At 69.2% G+C, this 16,540-nt stretch carries 15 protein-coding genes and 1 pseudogene; 9 read left to right on the top strand and 7 right to left on the bottom strand.

Going from position 1 to position 16,540, the window contains the following annotated elements; all coding sequences use genetic code 11:
- From DQP56_RS11300 to modA, 3 genes and pseudogenes are all read right to left on the bottom strand, one after another.
- Positions 1-294: pseudogene (locus DQP56_RS11300) on the bottom strand (ATP-binding cassette domain-containing protein); the annotation flags it as partial.
- A 62-nt stretch (positions 295-356) separates the two neighbouring features.
- Complete coding sequence (locus DQP56_RS11295) at positions 357-1,145, bottom strand: ABC transporter permease (protein WP_112685433.1); 789 nt, start codon at positions 1,143-1,145, stop codon at positions 357-359.
- Between the two features lie 3 nt (positions 1,146-1,148).
- Positions 1,149-1,916: a molybdate ABC transporter substrate-binding protein gene (gene modA, locus DQP56_RS11290; protein ID WP_112685431.1), complete on the bottom strand. Its 768-nt coding sequence runs from the start codon at positions 1,914-1,916 to the stop codon at positions 1,149-1,151.
- 277 nt (positions 1,917-2,193) lie between these two features.
- Between modA and DQP56_RS11285 the strand changes: the two genes are divergently transcribed.
- On the top strand, positions 2,194-2,865 hold the full coding sequence (locus DQP56_RS11285; protein ID WP_112685429.1) for an SDR family oxidoreductase: 672 nt from the start codon (positions 2,194-2,196) through the stop codon (positions 2,863-2,865).
- Positions 2,866-2,973: 108 nt separating this feature from the next.
- Positions 2,974-4,359, top strand: coding sequence for a type II NADH:quinone oxidoreductase Ndh (gene ndh / locus DQP56_RS11280; protein ID WP_112685427.1), 1,386 nt, complete (start codon positions 2,974-2,976; stop codon positions 4,357-4,359).
- 21 nt (positions 4,360-4,380) lie between these two features.
- Here ndh and DQP56_RS11275 read toward each other — a convergent pair whose 3' ends face one another.
- Entirely contained in the window at positions 4,381-4,794 is a 414-nt protein-coding gene (locus DQP56_RS11275) for a PaaI family thioesterase (RefSeq protein WP_112685425.1), read from the bottom strand.
- 155 nt (positions 4,795-4,949) lie between these two features.
- On the opposite strand from DQP56_RS11275, the gene DQP56_RS11270 reads away from it, so the two are divergent.
- Genes DQP56_RS11270 through gnd form a run of 3 tightly spaced genes read left to right on the top strand, consistent with a single transcriptional unit; the run spans position 4,950 to position 7,822 of the window.
- Positions 4,950-5,366: a BlaI/MecI/CopY family transcriptional regulator gene (locus DQP56_RS11270; RefSeq protein WP_112685423.1), complete on the top strand. Its 417-nt coding sequence runs from the start codon at positions 4,950-4,952 to the stop codon at positions 5,364-5,366.
- 14 nt (positions 5,367-5,380) lie between these two features.
- On the top strand, positions 5,381-6,319 hold the full coding sequence (locus DQP56_RS11265; protein ID WP_112685421.1) for a M56 family metallopeptidase: 939 nt from the start codon (positions 5,381-5,383) through the stop codon (positions 6,317-6,319).
- A 54-nt stretch (positions 6,320-6,373) separates the two neighbouring features.
- Positions 6,374-7,822, top strand: coding sequence for an NADP-dependent phosphogluconate dehydrogenase (gene gnd / locus DQP56_RS11260; protein WP_112685419.1), 1,449 nt, complete (start codon positions 6,374-6,376; stop codon positions 7,820-7,822).
- On the opposite strand, the gene DQP56_RS11255 is transcribed toward gnd, so the two are convergent.
- Genes DQP56_RS11255 through DQP56_RS11245 form a run of 3 tightly spaced genes read right to left on the bottom strand, consistent with a single transcriptional unit; the run spans position 7,819 to position 10,908 of the window.
- A complete protein-coding gene (locus DQP56_RS11255) occupies positions 7,819-8,694 on the bottom strand; it encodes an alpha/beta fold hydrolase (protein ID WP_435673851.1) in 876 nt (291 codons plus the stop codon). The genes gnd and DQP56_RS11255 overlap by 4 nt on opposite strands.
- A gap of 3 nt (positions 8,695-8,697) precedes the next feature.
- Positions 8,698-9,819, bottom strand: a complete 1,122-nt coding sequence (locus tag DQP56_RS11250) for a histidine phosphatase family protein (RefSeq protein WP_112685415.1) — start codon at positions 9,817-9,819, stop codon at positions 8,698-8,700.
- Positions 9,820-9,831: 12 nt separating this feature from the next.
- The gene (locus DQP56_RS11245) at positions 9,832-10,908 is read right to left on the bottom strand and encodes a phosphoglycerate mutase family protein (RefSeq protein WP_234825617.1); all 1,077 of its coding nucleotides are present in this window, start codon (positions 10,906-10,908) and stop codon (positions 9,832-9,834) included.
- Between the two features lie 864 nt (positions 10,909-11,772).
- Between DQP56_RS11245 and DQP56_RS11240 the strand changes: the two genes are divergently transcribed.
- From DQP56_RS11240 to DQP56_RS11225, 4 genes are read left to right on the top strand one after another with little or no spacing between them, the layout of a single operon-like run.
- On the top strand, positions 11,773-13,209 hold the full coding sequence (locus tag DQP56_RS11240) for a GuaB1 family IMP dehydrogenase-related protein (RefSeq protein WP_112685413.1): 1,437 nt from the start codon (positions 11,773-11,775) through the stop codon (positions 13,207-13,209).
- 28 nt (positions 13,210-13,237) lie between these two features.
- A complete protein-coding gene (locus DQP56_RS11235) occupies positions 13,238-14,584 on the top strand; it encodes a hemolysin family protein (RefSeq protein ID WP_112685411.1) in 1,347 nt (448 codons plus the stop codon).
- The gene (locus tag DQP56_RS11230) at positions 14,577-15,653 is read left to right on the top strand and encodes a hemolysin family protein (RefSeq protein WP_112685409.1); all 1,077 of its coding nucleotides are present in this window, start codon (positions 14,577-14,579) and stop codon (positions 15,651-15,653) included. Before DQP56_RS11235 ends, DQP56_RS11230 begins: the two co-directional genes overlap by 8 nt.
- Entirely contained in the window at positions 15,646-16,536 is an 891-nt protein-coding gene (locus DQP56_RS11225) for a 3-methyladenine DNA glycosylase (RefSeq protein WP_112685441.1), read from the top strand. The genes DQP56_RS11230 and DQP56_RS11225 overlap by 8 nt, the downstream gene beginning before the upstream one ends.
- Positions 16,537-16,540 lie beyond the last annotated feature (4 nt).

Here is a 16,540-nt window from a genome sequence, read left to right as displayed (position 1 = left end):
GCGCGCCTGCCGCCGGCCGAGGCGCCACCGACGGTGCCCACTGTGCGGTCCGAACGCCACGTTGGCCGCCACGCTCAGGTGCGGGAACAGCAGTGGATCCTGCATCAGCAAGCCGATCCGGCGGTCGCAGGTGGCGATGTGCACCGCGGCCTCGGTGTCGGTCAGCACTCGATCGCCGACCCGCACCACGCCCGAATCGGGCCGTAGCAGGCCGGCGATCACGTGCAGCAGGGTGGATTTGCCGGCGCCGTTGGGCCCGAGCACCGCGAGCACCTCACCCGGCTCGACCGTCATTCGCACATCCAGGCCGCGCTCGGCGACCACCGCGTGCAGCGTCAGCCCGTCCGCCACGCGGGTCACCCGATGCCGGCCAGCCGCCGGGCTCCCAGTCCCAGCACCACTACCGCCGCCACCGCAACCAGCAGCAGCGACATCGCCGCGGCGGCGTCGGCGTCGGTCACCCGCTGCAGATAGATGGCCAGCGGCAGCGTTCGGGTGACGCCCTCGCGGGAGCCGGCAAAGGTCAACGTCGCCCCGAACTCCCCCAGTGACCGCGCGAAGGCCAGCACCGCCCCCGAGATCAGGCCCGGTGTCAGCAGCGGCAGCGTCACCCGCCACCACACCGTGCTCGGCCGGGCTCCCAGGCTGGCGGCCACCACCTCATAGTCGGCGCCCGCGGTGCGGGCCGCGCCCTCCAGCGCGATCACCAGGAACGGCAGCGACACAAACGTCTGCGCCAGCACCACCGCGGCCGTGGTGAACGCGATGTGGATTCCGGCCGCCTCCAGATAGCGGCCCAGCAGCCCGAGCCGCCCGAACGCGTACAGCAGCGCGATACCGCCCACCACCGGCGGCAGCACCAGCGGCAGCAACGTCAGGGGCCGCAGCAGCCGCACCACCCGCGACTGACTGCGCGCCAGGACCAACGCCATCGGCACGCCCAGCACGACGCAGAGCGCGGTAGCGACCGTGGCCGTTTTCAGGCTCAACAGCAGCGCGGTCATCGAGGATGGACTGGTGATCAACGACCAGAAGTGCGGCCAGTCGACCCTGACCGCGATCGCCACCAACGGCAGCACCACGAACGTGGCGCCGATCGCGGCGGGCACATAGACCCAGCCCGGCAGGTCAGGGGGCCGGTGCACAGATCAGGGCTCACCGAAGCCGGCGGTGTGCAGGATCTTCTGCCCCGCCACACCGGTGACCACCTCGACGAATGCGCGGGCCGGTGCGGCTTGCGCCGCGCCTTTGAGCAGCGCGACCGGGTAGGTGTTGACCGCCCCCGCCGCCTCGGGGAATTCGACGGTGGCCACCTTGTCGCCGGCGTTGATGGCATCGGTGCGGTAGACGACCCCGGCGTCGGCCTGGCCGGTGGTGACCTTGTTGAGCACGTCGGTGACGTCGGGCTCCTCACTGACCGGATTCACCCGGACCCCGGTGAGGTCTTCGACCTTGCCGGTCGCCGCTCCGCATGGCACCGGCGGTTGACACACCACCACGGCCAGGTCGGGGCCGGCCAGATCGGCGAAGGAGCGCACCGCGTGCGGGTTGCCCGGCGCGGTGACGATCACCAGTGTGTTGCTGGCGAACGGCACCGGCTCACCGTCCAGCAGGCCGGCCCGGGCGACCTTGTCCATCTGGGCGGTGTTTGCCGACGCGAAGACGTCGGCGCGCGCACCCTCGGTCAGCTGGGTGGCCAGGTCCGAGGACCCGGCGAAGTTGAACTCCACTGCCACGCCGGGGTGGTCGGTCTTGAACTGCTCGGCGATCTCGGTGAACGCCGCCTTCAGCGACGCCGCAGCGAACACCGTGATCGATGGCGTCGCCGGGCCGGAACTACAGCCGGTCAATCCCGTCGAACCCGCTGCCAGCATGATCGCCACCGCGCCGGAGACCACCACCCGGGTTCGCCACATGGCCCACAAGCCTATCGGGGACCGCAAGCGCGGCGAAGCCGGGGCAGCGGGTCCCCGACACCAACACCGCGGACCGCAAGCGCGGCGAAGCCGGGCGCTGGGGGCACCTCCCGCTTGCGGGGGACGGGTCCCCGACACCAACACCGCGGACCGCAAGCGCGGCGAAGCGCGCCTAATCCGGACCGTAGCCGGATCGTGTCTGTGCCGAGTTGCGTCCCGCGCCCACAAACCGGCTACTGTCCAGTAACATAGCTTCCAACACGAGGAGGGCCTACCGATGGATGTGCTGGTCACCGGTGGTGACACCGAATTGGGTCGCACCGTTGCAGAAGGCTTCAGCGAAGCCGGCCACAAGGTGACGGTCGCAGGGATGCGAGGTCCCGAGCTCGAAATCGCCGCCAAGGAACTCGACGCCAACGCCGTCGTCTGCGACAACACGGATCCGGCGAGCCTGCTGGCGGCCCGCAGCCTGTTCCCCCACCACCTCGACACCATCGTCAATGTCCCCGCGCCGCGCTGGCAAGGCGGTGACCCGCGCGCCTACTCGCTGGCCGACCAGGCCGCCGCATGGCGCGGCGCCCTCGACGCCACCGTGCTCTCGGCGGTGCTAACGGTCGCGACCGTGGGCGATCACCTGCGTTCCGGCGGCTCGATCGTTTCGGTAGTACCGGAGAACCCGCTCGACGGCGGCGCCGATGCGGCCGTCAAGGCCGCACTGTCGAGCTGGACCGCCGGGCAGGCCACGGTGTTCGGCACCCGCGGCATCACCGTCAACGTGGTCGCCGCCGGCGCCGGTGCGCGCCCGGGCTACGACGGGCTCACCAGCGCCCCGGCCGGCGCGGACACCGAAATCGCCCGCCTGGCAGTGTTCTTGACCACACCGGCCGCCCGGCACATCACCGGTCAGACCCTGCACGTCAGCCACGGAGCGCTGGCCCATTTCGGCTGATGTCACACCGGAGTGGCTAATCCCACAGCGATCGAATTCGGTGACCGCCAAGTGGTTCGACTAGCGTATTTATGAACGCAGTCGCCGTCGAGGAGCAACCGTATTCCCATGAGCGCCCAGCCTGAAGTCACTGCGCCGCAGAGCCGACGCCACCAGGTCGTCATCATCGGCTCCGGATTCGGCGGGTTGACCGCGGCCAAGAAACTCAAGCGAGCCGACGTCGACGTCAAGTTGATCGCTCGCACTACCCATCACCTGTTCCAGCCGCTGCTCTACCAGGTTGCGACCGGAATCCTCTCCGAGGGGGAGATCGCGCCGTCGACCCGCGTGGTGTTGCGCAAGCAGCGCAACGCCCAGGTGCTGCTCGGCGATGTCACCCACATCGACCTTGCCCGAAAGTACGTCACCTCGGAGGTGCTCGGCCACACCTACGACACCCCGTTCGACAGCCTGATCATCGCGGCCGGCGCCGGCCAGTCCTATTTCGGCAACGACCAGTTCGCGGAGTTCGCCCCCGGCATGAAGACCATCGATGACGCCCTGGAACTCCGGGGCCGCATCCTGAGTGCCTTCGAGCAGGCCGAACGGTCCCGGGACCAGGCCCGGCGGGAGAAGCTGCTCACGTTCACGGTGGTCGGCGCGGGCCCGACCGGTGTCGAAATGGCCGGGCAGATAGCCGAATTGGCCAACTACACGCTCAAGGGCGCGTTCCGCAATATCGACTCGACCAAGGCGCGGGTGATCCTGCTCGACGCCGCCCCGGCGGTGCTGCCGCCGATGGGCGAGAAGCTGGGCCTCAAGGCAGCCGAGCGGCTGCAGAAGATGGGTGTGGAGATCCAGCTCGGCGCCATGGTCACCGACGTCGACCGCAACGGCCTGACCGTCAGGGACTCCGACGGCACGATCCGGCGGATCGAGTCGCAGTGCAAGGTGTGGTCGGCCGGCGTCTCCGCCAGTCCGCTGGGCCACGATCTCGCCGAGCAGTCCGCGGTGGAACTCGACCGCGCCGGCAGGGTCAAGGTGCTGCCGGACCTGTCGGTGCCGGGGCACCCCAACGTCTTCGTCGTCGGGGACATGGCGGCCGTCGACGGTGTGCCCGGCATGGCGCAGGGCGCCATCCAAGGCGCCAAGCACGCCGCCAACACCATCAAGGCCGAGCTCGGCGGCGCCGACCCGGCTGACCGCGAGCCGTTCCAGTACCTGGACAAGGGCTCGATGGCCACGGTGTCGAGGTTCTCCGCGGTCGCCAAGATCGGCCCGCTGGAGTTCAGCGGTTTTCTGGCCTGGCTGGCCTGGCTGGGACTGCACCTGATCTATCTGGTCGGGTTCAAGAACAAGGTCAGCACGCTGCTGTCGTGGAACGTGACGTTCCTGAGCACCCGCCGCGGCCAGCTCACCATCACCGAGCAGCAGGCCTTCGCCCGCACCCGCTTGGAACAACTCGAGGTGCTGGCGGCCGAGGCGCAGCGCGGCGCCGAACGCGCGGTCAGTTAGCAGCGGCTCACCGCCGGCGCCTCAACTGGGCAGGTTCTGCAGCCTGACCTGCCCGCGCGCCAGCACCTTGTCGTCGGAATCGGTGATGGTCACCAGCCACAGTTGTTGACGGCGGCCGCGGTGTATCGGGGTGGCCGCGGCGAACACCGTCCCCGACGACACTCCTCGCAGAAAGTCGGTGTTGTTGTTGACCCCCACCACCGTGCCGCCGGCGTCGCCGCCGCCCGAGTTCAGCCAGGCGTGACCGGAGACGCTTGCCACACTCTCGACGATCGCGCAGTACACCCCGCCGTGCACGAGCCCGGCGGGCTGGCTCAGCTTGGGCTGCAACTCCAGCGTGGCGCGGGCACCGTCGGGGCCGATGTCGGTGAAGACCAGGCCGATCTCACGGTCGAAGGGCGCGACGGGGATGGTCGGGGAACCGCTGGCAGCCATGCCATGGTTCTACACGACCGGCCGCGGTGCGCCGAACGCGGTCGTCGCGGCCGGTGGCCCGCCCCCGCAGCCCAGTAGGCCCGGCCGCCGGCGGTACGACAGCCGGTAGTAATTGAGGGTAAGCTTGCTCCATTCCGCAGGGAGTTGATTACAACATGGCGAAGCAGACCCACCTAGGTGATTTGGAACGAGCGGTGATGGACCACTTGTGGTCCGCACCGGAGGCCCAGACGGTGCGCCAGGTCCACGAAGCGCTGTCCGCGCAGCGCGACCTGGCCTACACCACGGTGATGACGGTGCTGCAGCGGCTGGCCAAGAAAAATCTGGTGTCGCAGATCCGGGATGACCGCGCCCACCGCTACACCCCGGTCCGTGGCCGTGACGAACTGGTCGCCGGGCTGATGGTCGAGGCCCTCGACCAGGCCGCCGACTCCGGTGACCGCCGGGCCGCCCTGGTGCATTTCGTGGAGCGCGTCGGCGTGGACGAAGCCGAGGCCCTGCGCCGCGCACTCGACGAGTTGGAAGCCAAACATCACGTCGGCCCGCCCGCTGGCGGCCGACACACATCCTGAGGGAGACTGGCAGCGTGTCCGCGCTGGCCTTCACCCTCCTGGCGCTGCTGCTCGTGGGGCCGGTACCCGCCCTGCTTGCGCGCGCCGACTGGCCGTTGCGCGCCCCCCGGGCCGCGGTGGTGCTTTGGCAGGCCATCGCCATAGCCGCGGTGCTGTCGGCGTTCAGCGCGGGTGTCGCCACGTCGAGTCGGCTGCTGATGCCGGGCCCCGACGGTCGGCCCACCTCGACGATCCTGGGCTCTCTCGACCGGCTGGGCTGGCCGCTGTGGACGTTCTACACGGCGGTGTCGGCGGTGACGCTGCTCGTCGGCCTGCGGCTGACGGTGACCGTGCTGCGGGTAGCCATCGGCACCCGGCAACGCCGGGCCCGTCACCGCATGCTCGTCGACCTGGTCGGCGTCTCTGACGGCGCTCCGGCGGTGCGCACCAGCGGCCTTCGCATTCTGCAAGTGATGCAGCCACTGGCCTACTGCCTGCCCGGGGTGCGCAGCCGGGTGGTGCTCAGTTCGGGCGCCCTGCAGGCGCTCAGCGATACCGAACTGGCGGCTCTGCTCTGCCATGAGCGCGCCCACCTGCGCGCCCGGCACGATCTGGTACTGGAGGCGTTCACCGCGGTGCACTCCGCGTTTCCCCGGTTGGTGCGCAGCGCCAGCGCCTTGGGCGCGGTGCGGTTGCTGGTCGAACTGCTGGCCGACGACGCTGCCGTTCGGGTCGCCGGCGCCCCTCCCCTGGCCCGCGCCCTGGTGGCCTGCGCGTCAGCGACCATCCCCGCCGGCGCGCTGGCCGCCGGCGGTCCCAGCACGGTGTTGCGGGTACAGCGGCTGTCCGGACGCGGCAACAGTCGCGCGCTGGCCGCCGCCGCTTACTCCGCCGCGGCCGGGGTCCTGACGGTGCCGACGATCGCGCTGGCGGTACCGTGGCTGACCGAACTGCATCGACTGATCGCGGGATGACCCACGCCGTCCGGCGTGCCGCGCAGCGATCACCTACCACCGAAAGGCGAATGTATGAGCGCGTCGGAACCTGTCGGCACCGCCCAGATCGGAGTGACCGGCCTGGCCGTCATGGGATCCAACATCGCGCGCAACTTCGCCCGCCACGGCTATACGGTCGCGCTGCACAACCGGTCGATCGCCAAGACCGACGCCCTGCTGAGCGCACACGGCTCCGAGGGTAAGTTCGTTCGCACCGAATCGATTCCGGAATTCCTTGCCGCCCTTGAGAAGCCACGCCGCGTGTTGATCATGGTCAAGGCCGGTGACCCGACCGACGCCGTCATCAACGAACTTGCCGACGCCATGGAGTCCGGCGACATCATCATCGACGGCGGCAACGCGCTCTACACCGACACCATCCGCCGGGAGAAGGCGATGGCCGCCCGCGGGCTGCACTTCGTCGGGGCCGGTATCTCCGGCGGCGAGGAGGGTGCGCTGAACGGGCCGTCGATCATGCCGGGCGGCCCGAAGGAGTCCTACACCTCGCTGGGCCCGCTGCTCGAGGAGATCTCCGCGCACGTCGACGGTGTGCCGTGCTGCACCCACATCGGGCCGGACGGCGCCGGGCACTTCGTCAAGATGGTGCACAACGGCATCGAGTACTCCGACATGCAGCTGATCGGCGAGGCATACCAGCTACTACGCGACGGCCTGGGCCTGACCGCGCCGCAGATCTCCGAGGTGTTCACCGAGTGGAACGCCGGTGAGCTGGACAGCTACCTGGTCGAGATCACCGCCGAGGTGCTGCGCCAGGTCGATGCCAAGACCGGCAAGCCGCTGGTCGACGTCATCGTCGATGAAGCCGAGCAGAAGGGCACCGGCCGCTGGACGGTGAAGTCCGCCTTGGACCTGGGAGTTCCGGTCACCGGGATCGCCGAGGCGGTGTTCGCGCGAGCACTGTCGGGTGCGGTCCCGCAGCGTCGCGCGGCGGCAGGCCTGGCCGCCGGGGCCCTCGGCGACCGTCCTTCGGATGCGGCCCGGTTCACCGAGGACGTCCGCCGTGCGCTGTACGCCTCGAAGATCGTCGCTTATGCGCAGGGGTTCAACCAGATTCAGGCCGGCAGCGCCGAGCACGGTTGGAACATCACGCCCGGCGACCTGGCGACGATCTGGCGTGGCGGCTGCATCATCCGGGCGAAGTTCCTCAACCGGATCAAAGAGGCCTTCGACACCGACCCCGACCTGGTGAGTCTGCTCGCCGCGCCGTATTTCCGCAGCGCGGTCGAGGCGGCCATCGACTCCTGGCGGCGGGTGGTGACCACGGCGGTCAGCCTCGGTATCCCGGCTCCCGGTTTCTCCTCGGCCCTGGCCTACTACGACGGTCTGCGCACCGAGCGGCTGCCCGCTGCCCTGACCCAGGCGCAGCGCGACTACTTCGGCGCCCACAGCTACGGCCGGGTGGACGCGCAGGGCAAGTTCCACACGCTGTGGAGCGCCGACCGCAGCGAAGTGCCGGCCTAAACCAGCAACCCCAGCACAGCGTCGGTGTAGGCCTTCGGATCCTCGATCTGCGGGTAATGACCCAGCCCGGGTAGCTCGACGACGTCGGCGGCCGGGCGCAGCTCGCGCAGGCCGTCGAGCACATTGGTGGTGGCGACCGGGTCGCCCAGCCCCCACACGAACCCCAGCGGTTTGGGCCAGTCGCGCACCGCGCCGTGCCAGCGCTGCGCGTAGCGCACCCGTTCGTCGAGGTAGGCCGTGAGCAGGTGCAGGATTCGATGACCGTCGTTGTGGGACAACAGATCCCACTGGGCGTCGGCTTCCTCCGGGGATATCGGGTGCTGCGCGGAGAACAGCCGGCCGAAGCCGCGGGTGAAGCCGCGCCGGTTGGACACCCGAGCGGCCAGAGCGCCGAAGCGGCTACGTAGCACTTTCTGACTGGGCCGCAGACTGGCCCGGTCCAGGATGACGCTGCCGTTGGACAGCACGGCGCGTTGCAGGTCGAAGCCCAACGTGCCGGCGATATCGCGGGCCAATAACTCCGTGGCCACCGAGGTGCCCATGTCGTGGGCGGCCAGCACCACCGGACCGGGCACTGTCGAGGCCACCACCTGCTGCACCAGATCGGCCTGCTCGAACAAGCTGTAGCGGTGCGGGCGCGGCTTGTCCGAGAGCCCGAACCCGAGAAAGTCCATCGTCAGCCAGGACCGGCCCGCCAGCCGGGCGACGACGCCGCGGAAATCGTAGGACGAAGACGGAAAGCCGTGTAGCAGTAGCACTGTCGGCCCCTCGCCGGGGGCTGAGCGTACGAACACCCGCCCCGCGTCGGTGGGCACGAACCTGCCGCCGTCCAGCCAGTTGCGCACGCTGGGCGCCATGCTCGAAAGGGCCATGGCTCAGATTAGCGCCAGCAGATCGTCCAGCGCGGACCCGGCACCGGCTGCCTCACCGAGATTCGTCAGCGCGTCAGTGATGTCGGTGAAGACGGCTTGCGGGAAACCGAGGAACGTCGTGGCCACGTCCTGCAGGCCGGTCTGCAGCGCGGTGCTGATGCCGGCCGGATCGCCGTCGAGCAGCGCCTGGTAAAGGTTCCACACCGCGACCTGCGGAGCCATGACCACCTCGCGCAGATCCATGAGCAGCGAGGTCAGCAGTCCCGGGTCTTCCGGTACGGGGATTCCGTTCCAGCTGACCAGTGTCCAGCCGTCGGTGGGGTTGCCCTCGATCTGCACGATGCCGGTGTTGGGCAACAGTGGGGATCCGTCGTCGTTGGCGAACATGGTCTGCAGCGTCAACGGCAGCAGCAGTGAGATGTCGGGGTTGTTGACGTTGAGCGCCACCCACGCGGCGATGTCGGCCTCGTTGTTGAACGCCACGGCGGTGATGGCGCCGTTGTCGCTTTCGACCGGGTTGGCCATCGCGGCGCTGTACATCGCCGCCACGGCCTCAGTGAACTTCTGGTCCATCACCACCCCATTGGGGTCCTCGACCGAGCCCGGGATCGGCATCAGCACCAATCCGAACAACGTCCAGAGCATCGGGGTGAATTGGTATAGGAAGCCCGCCAGGCTCGCGATCGGCTGGCCGGCATAGATCCCGCTGTCGATCTCGTTGAGTCCGGGCAAGATCTGCGTCGTCATGTTCTGCAGCGCGGCGAACGGCGCAGCGGTGTCGATGTCGCGGATCGCCTGCCCGGAGAAGATCCCGGCGACGTGGTCACCGAGTTCCTGGTGCAGTTTGTCGGCCACGTCGCGGGCCTGCTGTATCCCGAGATCGCTGAGCGGCGGGCCCGGATGATCAGGAGACGGTGTGATGACGTCGTTGAACGGTGGCATCCGCTGCCCGTGCCGGACGATGTCGATGACGACATCGTGCACGGCGCCATCTTGGGCCTCCGCGCTGGTGAGAGTGACCGCGGGGGCTGCGAGATCGGCGTGCACCGGCGGTGTCGCGGCAATGACGCCCGCGCCGACGAGGGCAGCCGCTGCGGCTACCGGACCGATCGAGACTGCCTGCATGACAGCTACCTCCTAGCCGAGGTTTCCGAGGGCGTCGGCGATGTCGCTGAAGACCGCGCCGGGGAACTGGCTCAACGCCGCGCTGACCTGCTCGAAACCGGTCTGGACCGCGGTCATGATCGCCTCGGGATCGGAGCCGAGAATGGCCTGGTGCACAGCCCACAACGACTCCTGGACCGGCAGCATCACGTCTCGGACGTCGACGAACAGGGCGGTCAGCAGCCCCGGGTCGGCGGGGATGGCGTGCCCGTCCCAGCTGACCAGGGTCCAGCCGTCGGTGGGATTGCCCTCGACTTCGACGACGGCGGCGTTGGGCAGGAATATGGTCGTCTGGCCGTTTGGGACACTGTGTGACTCTTGGAGCAGGTTCAGGAAGAACGGCAGATCGGGGTTGTCGACGTTCTGCATCACCCAGGCGAAGACGGACGCGGTGCTGCTGAAGGCCACATCGGTGAGCTGGCCGTTAGCGCTGACCACCCCGCTGTTCAGCGCATGGTCGTACATCGTCTGAACGGCGTCGCCGAATCGATCGTCGAGCACGATCCCGTTGACGTCGTGCGAGCCTGGCCCCTGCAGCAGCGCCAACCCCAGCGGCGCTCCGAATGTCCAGGCGCCCACGGTCAGGAAAGCCAGCCGACCGCCAAGGCTCTCAATCGGATCAAGCGCATAGACGCCGCTGTCCACCTCGTCGAGCCCGGGCAGTAGCCGGATGTCGGCGGGGGTGCCGCCGGCGCCCTCCAGCTCGGCGAACGGCACCGCGGTCTCCTGCACCCGCAGGCCCTGCCCGGAGAAGATGCCGGCGACCGGACCGAGTTCGTTGAACAGCTGCTGCCCGACGTCGTTCGCCTGCTCGTGGCCGAGGTCACTGAGCGGAGCCCCCGGATGATCCGGGGAGGGGGTCAGCAGCAGATCGTACGGCGGTGTCATCTGCGCATGCCGCACGAAATCGATGACGACATCTTGCGCGGTGAGTTCAACGTCGCGGTTGGCTGCGGTCGATGTCGCCGGCGGTGCAGCGACCGGCGCGGCGGCGATACCGCCGGCCAGGGCGGCGCCGGCGGTGAGGGACAAAAGCGGGCTGACCTGCATGGTGCGTACCTCTTTTGGGGTGCGAAAGTGTCGTCCGGATCGGCTGCGGAGTTGCCGTTTGAATATTCCGCAGCTTATTCGGCTCTAAGAATCTGACTGCGCTATTGAATTCTTGCCAGCTAATTGCCAGACAAGTGCGGTCAATGCCGCGGCGTCCGGCAGTGACCGGCCCGTCCGGCGCTTCGTGGAGAGCATCGGCGCCGAACTGCCGTGCCGGCCTCCGGTGCTCGCCCGCACCACCTGTCGGCGATGTTCGCCCCATCGGGCCGACCGTGGGACGGCACCCCTGGGCGCGCCCCGGTCGACGCCGGACCTACCTCGACGGCAGCAGCCAGGCCATCCGATTCACCTTGCGGTACAAGATAACAATGGGCACACGACGATGGATATCGCGGACGCCGTCAAGTCACCGCGGCGGCTAGGATCCACGATTGCGCCACTGCCGATGCAGTTTGCGCTCCAGGTAGCCTTCGAGGTGACATCCCCGCCACGCCGCCGGTGCATCGATCCGGCAGCCGCGGTCGGCACCGTCGCCCGGCCGGGTGGGCCGCGGGTGAGCAGCGGTCGCAATCGGGGTCCGAATAGCCGTGCCCCGCCGCTCGCAGCTAACTGTCATCTCTGTTCCCCTAAACGACGAGATGAGTTTACCTGACGACGTGGCTGTGAGGAAGATCAATTTTTCATCCGCGGGCCGTCGGTCACGAGTGGTTCCGCCGACCGGCGCCCGGTAGCGTGGCTGCCGGGCCGAAACGGTGCCCCCGGCGCGGCCGGGCCGGCGTCCGACGCCCGCCCGTACCCGGCCCAGAACCAGTGGAGGAAATTGATGGGCTCGTCGGAACCCAACGGCCCGATGTCGGGCGCCCGATGAGATTCGCCGGCGGATACGAACCGGGCTACGACCTGACCTACGACGATGTCTTCATCGTCCCCAACCGCTCGGCGGTCGAGTCCCGACTCGACGTGGATCTGTCCACGCGCGACGGTTCGGGTGCCACCATCCCGGTGGTGGTCGCCAACATGACGGCCGTGGCGGGCCGGCGAATGGCCGAGACGGTGTCCCGGCGCGGCGGCATCGTGGTGCTGCCCCAGGACCTGCCGATCGACGCCGTAAGCCAGACCGTGGCGTTCGTGAAAAGTCGCGACCTGGTGGCCGACACCCCCGTCGTGCTCTCCCCCGACGACTCGGTCTCCGCCGCGATGGCGCTGATTCCCAAACGTGCCCACGGCGCGGCCGTGGTCATCGTCGACGGTCGGCCGACCGGCCTGGTGACCAAGGCGTGCTGCGAAGGGGTGGACCGCTTCAGCCGAGTCCGTGACGTCGCGATGTCCGACCTGCTCAGCGTTCCGATTGGCACCGAACCCCGCAAGGTCTTCGACCTGCTGGAGCATGCGCCGGTCCCGGTCGCGGTGCTGACCAACTCCGACGGCACGCTGGCCGGCGTCCTGACCCGCACCGGTGCGATCCGGGCCGGCATCTACACCCCCGCCACCGATGCGGCCGGCCGGTTGCGGATCGGCGCCGCGGTCGGCATCACCGGCGAGGTGACGACCCGGGCCGCCGCGTTGTTGGCAGCCGGGGTGGATGTGCTGGTCATCGACACCGCGCACGGCCATCAGGAGAAGGCGATACAGGCGATCCGCTCGGTGGCCGCGCTGACGCCGGGGGTTCCGCTGGTCGCCGGCAACGTGGTGTCCGCGGCGGGCACCCGGGACTTGATCGGCGCCGGGGCGGACATCGTCAAGGTCGGCGTCGGCCCCGGCGCGATGTGCACCACCCGGATGATGACCGGGGTGGGCCGCCCGCAGTTCTCGGCCGTACTGGAGTGTGCGGCCGCAGCGCACGAACTCGGCGCCCACGTCTGGGCCGACGGCGGGGTGCGTCATCCCCGCGACGTGGCGCTGGCCGTTGCCGCCGGGGCGTCGAATGTGATGATCGGCTCGTGGTTCGCTGGCACCTATGAGTCGCCCGGCGACCTGATGTTCGACCGCGACGACAAGCCGTACAAGGAAAGCTACGGCATGGCGTCCAAGCGGGCGGTGGCCGCGCGCACGGCCGGCGACAGCGCGTTCGACCGTGCCCGCAAAGCACTCTTCCAGGAAGGTATTTCGACGTCGAGGATGATGCTGGACCCGGATCGCGGCGGAGTCGAGGATCTGCTGGACCACATCACGTCGGGCCTTCGCAGCACCTGCACCTACGTCGGCGCCTCGGACCTGGCCGAGTTGCATGAGCGCGCGGTGCTCGGGGTGCAGTCGGCCGCGGGCTTCGCCGAGGGCCATCCGCTACCGTTCGGCTGGTGAGGCCACCGGCGGCGACCCGTAGACGCTCATGACCATCGCCTTGACTCTGGGCAGCGTGCTGGCGTTCGTGATCCTCACGCTGGGGACCGCGATATTCGTCGCCGCCGAGTTCTCCCTGACCACCCTGGAACGCAGCGCGGTGCAGGCCAACGCCCGTCGCGGCGGCCGTCGCGACGCCTACATCCAAGAAGCTCACCGCACGTTGTCCTTTCAGCTCTCCGGGGCCCAGTTGGGTATTTCGATCACCACGCTGGCCACCGGGTATCTGGCCGAGCCGGTGCTCGCCCGGTGGCTGCGCCCCCCGCTGGCCGCTCTCGGCCTGTCCGAGCCGGCCGCCGCCGGGGTGGCGCTGGCGCTGGCCCTGGTGATCGCCACCTCGCTGTCGATGGTCTTCGGCGAACTGGTGCCCAAGAATCTCGCCGTGGCGCGCCCACTGCAGACCGCCCGGGCGACGGCCGGGCCGCAGCTGCTGTTCTCCCGGCTGTTCACCCTCGCGATCAAGGCGACCAATGGGACGGCGAACCTGATTCTCAAGCGGCTCGGCATCGAGCCTGCCGACCGGTTGACCTCGGCCCGGTCCCCGCGCGAGCTGGCTTCGCTGGTGCGCAACTCGGCGCGCAGCGGCGCGCTGGATCCCAATACCGCCACGCTGGTCGAGGGCTCGCTACGGTTCGGCGCCCTGACCGCCGCGGAGCTGATGACGCCGCGTTCGAAGATCGTCAGCCTGCAGGCCGGCGACACTGTCGCCGACCTGGCCGCCGCGGCCATCGACACCGGCTTCTCCCGGTTTCCGGTGGTGGCCGGTGACCTGGACGCCCCCGTCGGCATCGTCCACGTCAAACAGGTGTTCGCGGTGGCGGCCGCCGATCGGGCGACCACCCCGGTCACCACCGTCGCCGAGCCCGCGGCGGTGGTGCCGTCCACCCTCGACGGCGACGCGGTGATGGAGCAGATTCAGGCCAACGGCCTGCAGGCTGCCCTGGTCGTCGACGAATACGGCGGCACCGCAGGAATGGTCACGATGGAGGATCTGATCGAGGAGATCGTCGGCGACGTCCGCGACGAGCACGACGACGCCACGCCTGACGTGGTGGCGGCCGGCGGCGGCTGGCAGGTGTCGGGGCTGCTGCGCATCGACGAGGTCGCCAAGGCCACCGGCTACCGCGCCCCGGAGGGCTCCTACGAGACCATCGGCGGGCTGGTGCTCCAAGAGCTCGGCCACATTCCGGCGGCGGGCGAGACCGTCGAACTGACCGCGTTCGATCCCGACCAGCTGTCCGCGATCCCGCCGCGCTGGCTTGCCCGGGTCGTCCGGATGGACGGCCGCCGCATCGACCTGCTGGTGCTCACCCAACTGGGGGCGGGCGATGGCTGATTTGTTCAACGTCGTGTTGACCGTGCTGCTGGTCGCGGCGAACGCCTTCTTCGTCGGCGCCGAGTTCTCGCTGATATCGGCGCGACGCGACCGGCTCGAGGCGCTGGCCGAACAGGGCAGGCAGAGCGCGGTCACGGTGATCCGGGCCGGCGAGCAGCTGTCGCTAATGCTGGCCGGGGCGCAACTGGGCGTCACGGTGTGCTCGATTCTGCTCGGTCGCATCGGTGAGCCTGCCGTCGCCGACCTGCTCGAGCCGGTGTTCCGGCTGGTGGGCATCCCCGACGCGCTGCTGCACACCGTGGCGTTCATCGTCGCGTTGACGATCGTGGTGACGCTGCATGTGCTGTTCGGCGAGATGGTGCCCAAGAACATCGCCCTGGCAGGCCCGGAGACGGCGGCGATGCTGCTGATCCCGCCGTATTTGGTCTACATGGCGGCCGCCCGGCCGTTCATCGTCTTCTACAACTGGTGCGCCAACGTCACGCTGCGCGCCGTGCGGGTGCAGCCGAAAGACGAGCTGGAGATCACGGTGTCCACCGTCGAGCTCAGCGAGATGATCGCCGAATCGGTCTCGGCAGGACTGCTCGACCTCGAGGAGTACACCCGGTTGACCCGCGCCCTGCAGATCCGCAACCGGACCGTCGCCGACGTGGCGCTCCCGGTCGGCGACATCCGCGCCGTCCCGGCCGCAGCGCCCGGGCGCGGCCCCACCGTGGCGGCCGTCGACAAGGCGCTCGCGCAGACCGGTTATTCCCGGTTCCCCGTCGTCGACCAGGGCCAATACGTCGGCTACCTGCATATCAAGGACCTGCTGCCGATCAGTGAGAGCGCCGCGGCGGCCGCCGGCGGCGACGGCGCAGCCGCCGTAGTCGATATCGGCGTGGTACGGCCGCTGCCCCGCGTTCCCGCGTCGCTGCCGCTGGCCGACGCGTTGACCCGGCTGCGGCGGACCAAGAGCCATCTGGCCCTCGTGGTCGCCACCGATGGCGCTGTGGTGGCCATGGTGGCCCTCGAGGACCTCGTCCAGGACGTCGTGGGAACCGTCCGTGACGGAACGCAACATGTTTGACCTGGCCGAATCGGCTCTGAGAACCGAGCACTGGCAGGCGCGGGCGCAGGCCTACCGGCGGCGCCTGGACACCTTTCTGGCACCGCTGTTGCGCCAGGTCGCCGCCGGCGACCCGGTGCCGAAGTTCCTGTTCAGCTACTACAGCCTGCGGCCCCGACAGCTGCGCGGCTGGCATCCCGGTTTCGGCGTTGCCTTGGCCGGTGCGGCGGCGCTGCGCGAGTACCGCAACCGGCGGGGATACAGCGTCACGGGCGGCCGGGTCGGTGTCGGCGAGGACTTCCTGCGTGCGCGGGCCGACACCGTGACGTTCGTCGCACGGCTGCTGCGGGCCACCGCCGCCCGCCCGGCCCGGCTGAACTGTTTCGGGCTGCACGAGTGGGCGATGGTGTATCGCAGTCCGGTAGGGCAAACCGTCCGGCACGGTCACGTCCCATTGCGGCTCAGTACACCCGAAGTGGAACGGGTAGTCGAGTCAATACCGTTGCGTTGCACCCATTTCGACGCATTTCGCTTCTTCACCCCGGCGGCGGCGCCACGCAACGACGGGACGCCGCGGCGGGCCACCCAAACCGATTGGGAGCAGCCTGGTTGCCTGCACGCCAACATGGACCTTTACAAGTGGTGCTACAAGTTGGGCCCGTTGATCGAGTCGGAGTTGCTGCTGGACTGCCTGCAATTGGCCGCCGCCGCGCGGGAGATCGACATGCAAGCGAGCCCGTATGACCTGAGCGGCTACGGGTACGAGCCGATCTGCATCGAAAACCCGGTCGGCCGTGCAGAATACGTCCGTTGCCAGACCGAGATCTCGCAGCGGGCCGCACCGCTGCGCGCCGCTCTGCTCGAACGGTGCGAGCGGTTGTCGGCAATCGCCGGATGCGGATAGCGGT

The sequence above is a fragment of the Mycolicibacter senuensis genome (genome assembly GCF_003284925.1).
In the GTDB taxonomy this organism is placed as follows: Bacteria; Actinomycetota; Actinomycetes; order Mycobacteriales; family Mycobacteriaceae; genus Mycobacterium; species Mycobacterium algericum_A.
This window is presented reverse-complemented; position numbering and strand designations above follow the sequence as displayed.

Bases quoted from the DNA above. Each gene is read 5' to 3' on its own strand.
- DQP56_RS11230 (WP_112685409.1), top strand. From the start codon at position 14,577: ATGGCTGATTTGTTCAACGTCGTGTTGACCGTGCTGCTGGTCGCGGCG.
- ndh (WP_112685427.1), top strand. From the start codon at position 2,974: ATGAGCGCCCAGCCTGAAGTCACTGCGCCGCAGAGCCGACGCCACCAG.
- DQP56_RS11245 (WP_234825617.1), bottom strand. From the start codon at position 10,908: ATGCAGGTCAGCCCGCTTTTGTCCCTCACCGCCGGCGCCGCCCTGGCC.
- DQP56_RS11285 (WP_112685429.1), top strand. From the start codon at position 2,194: ATGGATGTGCTGGTCACCGGTGGTGACACCGAATTGGGTCGCACCGTT.
- modA (WP_112685431.1), bottom strand. From the start codon at position 1,916: ATGTGGCGAACCCGGGTGGTGGTCTCCGGCGCGGTGGCGATCATGCTG.
- gnd (WP_112685419.1), top strand. From the start codon at position 6,374: ATGAGCGCGTCGGAACCTGTCGGCACCGCCCAGATCGGAGTGACCGGC.
- DQP56_RS11225 (WP_112685441.1), top strand. From the start codon at position 15,646: ATGTTTGACCTGGCCGAATCGGCTCTGAGAACCGAGCACTGGCAGGCG.
- DQP56_RS11255 (WP_435673851.1), bottom strand. From the start codon at position 8,694: ATGGCCCTTTCGAGCATGGCGCCCAGCGTGCGCAACTGGCTGGACGGC.
- DQP56_RS11275 (WP_112685425.1), bottom strand. From the start codon at position 4,794: ATGGCTGCCAGCGGTTCCCCGACCATCCCCGTCGCGCCCTTCGACCGT.
- DQP56_RS11250 (WP_112685415.1), bottom strand. From the start codon at position 9,819: ATGCAGGCAGTCTCGATCGGTCCGGTAGCCGCAGCGGCTGCCCTCGTC.
- DQP56_RS11270 (WP_112685423.1), top strand. From the start codon at position 4,950: ATGGCGAAGCAGACCCACCTAGGTGATTTGGAACGAGCGGTGATGGAC.
- DQP56_RS11240 (WP_112685413.1), top strand. From the start codon at position 11,773: ATGAGATTCGCCGGCGGATACGAACCGGGCTACGACCTGACCTACGAC.
- DQP56_RS11235 (WP_112685411.1), top strand. From the start codon at position 13,238: ATGACCATCGCCTTGACTCTGGGCAGCGTGCTGGCGTTCGTGATCCTC.